Annotated in this window: 5 protein-coding genes; 1 reads left to right on the top strand and 4 read right to left on the bottom strand. The window is 64.2% G+C overall.

The genetic code is table 11. The features are described 5' to 3' along the window. Window positions 1-373 precede the first annotated feature (373 nt). Both VMR39_RS18750 and VMR39_RS18755 read right to left on the bottom strand, forming a co-directional pair. Window positions 374-1,072 (bottom strand): TetR/AcrR family transcriptional regulator, encoded by a 699-nt coding sequence (locus VMR39_RS18750; RefSeq protein WP_325417887.1) that lies wholly within the window; start codon window positions 1,070-1,072, stop codon window positions 374-376. Between the two features lie 82 nt (window positions 1,073-1,154). After that, a complete protein-coding gene (locus VMR39_RS18755) occupies window positions 1,155-2,138 on the bottom strand; it encodes an NAD(P)H-quinone oxidoreductase (protein ID WP_325417889.1) in 984 nt (327 codons plus the stop codon). 174 nt (window positions 2,139-2,312) lie between these two features. Here VMR39_RS18755 and VMR39_RS18760 point away from each other — a divergent pair, with 174 nt between their 5' ends. Beyond that, on the top strand, window positions 2,313-3,071 hold the full coding sequence (locus VMR39_RS18760; protein WP_325417891.1) for an SDR family NAD(P)-dependent oxidoreductase: 759 nt from the start codon (window positions 2,313-2,315) through the stop codon (window positions 3,069-3,071). Here the strand turns inward: VMR39_RS18760 and VMR39_RS18765 are convergent. Both VMR39_RS18765 and VMR39_RS18770 read right to left on the bottom strand, forming a co-directional pair. After that, window positions 3,047-3,196, bottom strand: coding sequence for a hypothetical protein (locus VMR39_RS18765; protein ID WP_325417893.1), 150 nt, complete (start codon window positions 3,194-3,196; stop codon window positions 3,047-3,049). The two genes, VMR39_RS18760 and VMR39_RS18765, sit on opposite strands and share 25 nt — an antisense overlap. After that, window positions 3,180-4,390, bottom strand: a 1,211-nt coding sequence (locus tag VMR39_RS18770; protein WP_325417895.1) for a DUF4153 domain-containing protein, incomplete at its 5' end; no start/stop codon positions are given. The genes VMR39_RS18770 and VMR39_RS18765, both read right to left, overlap by 17 nt.

Below are 4,390 nucleotides of genomic sequence, written 5' to 3' on the forward strand. Positions count from 1 at the left end.
GCCTGGACCATCCGGATTTCGTTCCGGATGGTCTTTTTTTGATGGTCCGCGGGAACCATGCGCATCCTGCCTGCCGCAATCAGGGGCCGCGCTGGGTAGGTCGCGCGCCGTACGCAGCAGACTGAAGCGTATCCGCCACCGGAATGGAATGGCTGCGGATCAGCGGGACGATGATGGCATCGCGTCGAACCCGCCCCGTTTCGACTCGGTGGTCTCCGCCTGGCTGCATCGATTGGGGCAGGGCAATACGCCCCGGCTCAATCTACCAATATGGCCTGTCCCAAAGCTCGGCTGCCATGATCCGCGTAACATGGCATCGCCATTCTGACTGGCGCCGGTCAAGGATGCAGCCGCCGCCAGCAGGGGCGCAATGTCACTCGCCCTCGTTTGCATCCGGGGGACTGAGAACGGGCTTGGGAAATTCCGGCAACTCGCCGGTGCTGGCAATCTGTTCCAGCATAAGGTTGGCCTTGGCCTGCGTTTCTCCACGCGTTACCCCGGATGCCAGCGAGAGCATCGACGTGATCAGATGTCTAAGATAGGCCTCGTCGGCGATCCGGCCGCAGGCCCAGTCGTTGATCGCGGCATATTCGATGTTGGCAAAGCTGCCGCCCACGTCTTCCAGTTCGACCCAGGGTTGTAATTCCCCATCGCGCGCGACCCGATCCAGCCATTGGCGCAGGTTGAGGAAGACCATGTCGCGCAGCGCGTTCCATACGTCCTTGCTGGTATTGGGCGAGAAATAGATGGACGTGACCGCCTGCGTATAGTTGCGGGCTTTCAGATTACGCCGGTTCACCGCGATCAGGCGATCGACGATCCCTTCGATCGTATCGGCCGAAGTGCGATAGCGGATATAGGCGTTCACCCCCTCATAGGTCTCGCGGATGGCGAGCGCGATCAGGCGATCCTTGCTGTGGAAGGCATTGTAGAGCGTGCGCTGCGCCACGTCGGCCCGACGGCAGAGGGTTCGGATGCTGAACTTGTCGATACCGTCCTCGGCGATCATCTTGCGTGTTTCATGCAGGATGCGCTGGCGCCGTTCATGGATGAGCGTGCTCGAATAGACCAACTGCTTGTCCGGATGGGGGGCTAATGTCTCTCCGTTCAACGTCCTGACCTGTCTCTCTCTTACGCTGCGCGCACCGGCGCGCTCATGGTGTTAAAACCACTTTGCCGAACTGATTGCCTTTTTCCAGATATTCGTGCGCGTCCTGCACTTTTTCCAGAGGAAAAATGCGATCGATCGGCGGGCGGACCTTTCCGGATCGCACCCATGGCCAGACTATCTCCTCGATTGCGCGGGCAAGGCGGGCCTTTTCGTCGGCCGGGCGCGCGCGCAAAGTCGATCCCGTGATGGTAAGCCGCTTGAACAGCAACGGCATGAGGTCCAGCGTGACCTTGCCCCCGTCCATCAGGGCGATCTGCGCCAGTCGGCCATCGGGCTTGAGCGCGGCGATATTGCCCTCGAAATAGGCGCCGCCGGCGATGTCCAGCACAACATCCGCGCCGCCGGCCTCGTTCACCACGGCGACGAAATCCTGTTCGCGCACGTCGATCGCGATGTCCGCGCCGACCTCTGCTGCCCTGTCCGCCTTGGCGCGGCCGCGACAGGTGGCGATCACGCGTGCGCCCGCCGCCTTGGCCATCTGGATGGCGGTCACGCCAATGCCGCTGTTGCCGCCATGGATCAATACGGTCTCCCCGGCAACCAGCCGTCCGCGTTCGAACAGATTGGCCCAGACGGTGAAGACGGTTTCCGGCAGGCCGGCCGCCTGCTCGAAGCTCATGTCGTCGGGGACGGGCAGGGCGTGGCGAGCGTCGACCACGGCGTAGCCGGCATAGCCGCCACCCGGCAGCAGCGCCGTCACCCTGTCGCCGACCGACCAGCGGCCAGCGCCTTCGCCGAGCGCCGCAACCTCACCCGCGACCTCCAGTCCGATGATCGTGGATGCGCCGGGCGGCGGTGGATAATTGCCTTCGCGTTGCGAAATGTCCGGGCGGTTGACGCCGGCTGCGGCGACACGGATCAGGATTTCGCCAGCGGCTGGCGCGGGGCAGGCAACCTGTTCCTCGTACAGCGCGCTGGCCGGGCCGGTCCCGCCGCGGACGCCGATCGCACGCATCTTGCTGTTCATGAAAGCTCCATCAGTCATACGAACGATCATAATATCACGCGTTCTCTTTCGCAACGACACGACCGCAAGAATCTAAAATATATTACGCGATATAGTTTGTTGACGCTTTCTCAAGGGAGGCGTATCTCTCTGCCCGAAAGATATGCCGTAGCGCAGCACTATGGAGAAGACGCGATGGACCTGGGTTTGAAGGGCAAGAAGGTGATCCTGACGGGCGGTAGCCGCGGTCTGGGGCGTGCCGCACTGGAGTTGTTCGCGCAGGAAGGCTGCGACGTCGCTTTCTTCTCGCGCGACGCTGCGCAGGTCGCGGAGGCGGTCGCGGTGCTGGAGCAGCACGGCGGGAAGGTATTTGGCGAAGCCTTCACCATGGGCGATATCGACGCCTACAAGGCCTGGCTGGACAAGGCGGCGCAGCATCTCGGCGGTGTGGACATCTTCGTCCATAATGTCAGCGCTTCCGGTGCGGGCGCGGGCGGTGACTGGAACGTCACGCTGCAACTCGACATCATGGGCGCGGTTGCCGGGTTCGAGGCGCTGGAACCCTATCTGGAAAAATCCACGGATGCCTCGGTCGTGCTGATGTCGTCCACCGCCGCGCTGGAAACCTTCCTGTCGGCCAATGCCTTCAACGCGCTAAAGGCCGCGCTCATTACCTATGCCAAGCAGCAGTCGCAGGCGCTGGGGGCGAAGGGCATCCGGGTCAACGTGGTGTCGCCCGGCCCGATCTCCTTCCCCGGCGGCAATTGGGAAAAGATCAGGGCGGCGCGCCCCGAACTGTACGATGCGACCGCCGCCAAGATGGTCGCCGGCCGTTTCGGCACGGCGGAGGAAGTCGCGCGCAGCATCGTCTTCCTCGCCAGCCCGGCGTCGTCGCACACGACAGGCGCCAATCTCGTCGTGGACGGCGGCTACACGAAGCGCGTGCAGTTCTGACCGTTCAGAACGGCGTTTGCGGGGACGGGATATGGCTCGTCCTCGCCCAGAGTGAAGTCCTGATAGGGGCCGCCGTCATATTCGCCAGTGGCGGCGATCGCCAGCCCGTCACTGGAACATAGCACCAATCGGTTCGCCATCGACGAAGACCTGCCGCCGCGTGACATTGCGGATTTCGACCCGTCCAGCCTTCAACGCTCGTTCGATCCGTTCGGTCCGCGCCCGATACTGCTCTCCATCCCGCGCCGGGTTGACGACAAATGGCTGCGACCGCCATGTGCCGTCCCGGTCTGTCCACATATTGCTGTCGCTACGGGTGGTGATGACCGCCTCTGCGCTGCCGGGCTGGTACAGCACGACGCAGGGGCCGTCGGTCCCGCACGCGCCATAGTCGGTCAGCCGGTCATGAAGCGCTTCGGGCAATGAACTGCCGCGCGGCAGCACGATCAGGCGCGCAGGATCGATGCGTGGCTTGGGTATGTCCTGACGGACCAGCTCGTATCGGCTCTTCGCCTTCAGCGCGGTAGCCGCAGCCTTTCGGATCGCGGGCGTAGCGCCCTGCTGCGCCAGCTTCCGCGTCGCCCTCTCGCCCGCCGGACCGAAATCGAAGCGCAGCGCGCGCCAGTCGAACCGGCCGACCGGCGTCCTGCCGCTTGCAAGCCGCGCCACCTGATCGCGGGCGGAAAGCGCGCCGAAATTCACCAGTGGCGTCGCCAGCAGCAGCGCCAGCAGGCCCAGGACGATGGCGAGCCGCAGATTGGCGGTCCGTACATGCGGCGCGGCGTTCAGCCTTCCGCGTAGCAAGGCAACCAGATAGGCCAGGCCATAGGCGCAGGCGATCGCCGTGAAGATCACCGCCCACAGTCGATCGGGCGTCAGTCCATATTGATGGATGCGCAGCCCGGTGGAAATAGCCGCAATGACGCCCAGCGGCAGCATCGACAGGGCCAGCGCCGCCACGCTGCCGCGCAGCAGCGGATTGCGCGCTTCATGCGCTGGTTGATCGCCAATGACGGCATTGGCCAGGCAGAGCGCGCCGATGACGCAGCCCAGCAGGATCGGGCTGGTGGATCGCGTTGCGTCCCACAGCGGCGCAAGCCCGGTAAAGGGAATGGCAAGCAGGAACAGGACAAGGCCGATCGCCAGCAACGGCGCCAGCACGGCCAGAACGGTCGTCACCACGCGCTGCATCAGGCCCAATATGGGCAGCCGATCGCGCAGCAGGCCGATCCCCGCGCCCAGCGCCGCGCCGGTCAGCGTCAGGACCATCCATTCCTTGCCCAGCAGTTCCTTCAGCAGCCGGATGCCGATCAGGCGGA

The sequence above is a fragment of the Sphingobium sp. genome, from assembly GCF_035511395.1.
Taxonomy (GTDB): Bacteria; Pseudomonadota; Alphaproteobacteria; order Sphingomonadales; family Sphingomonadaceae; genus Sphingobium.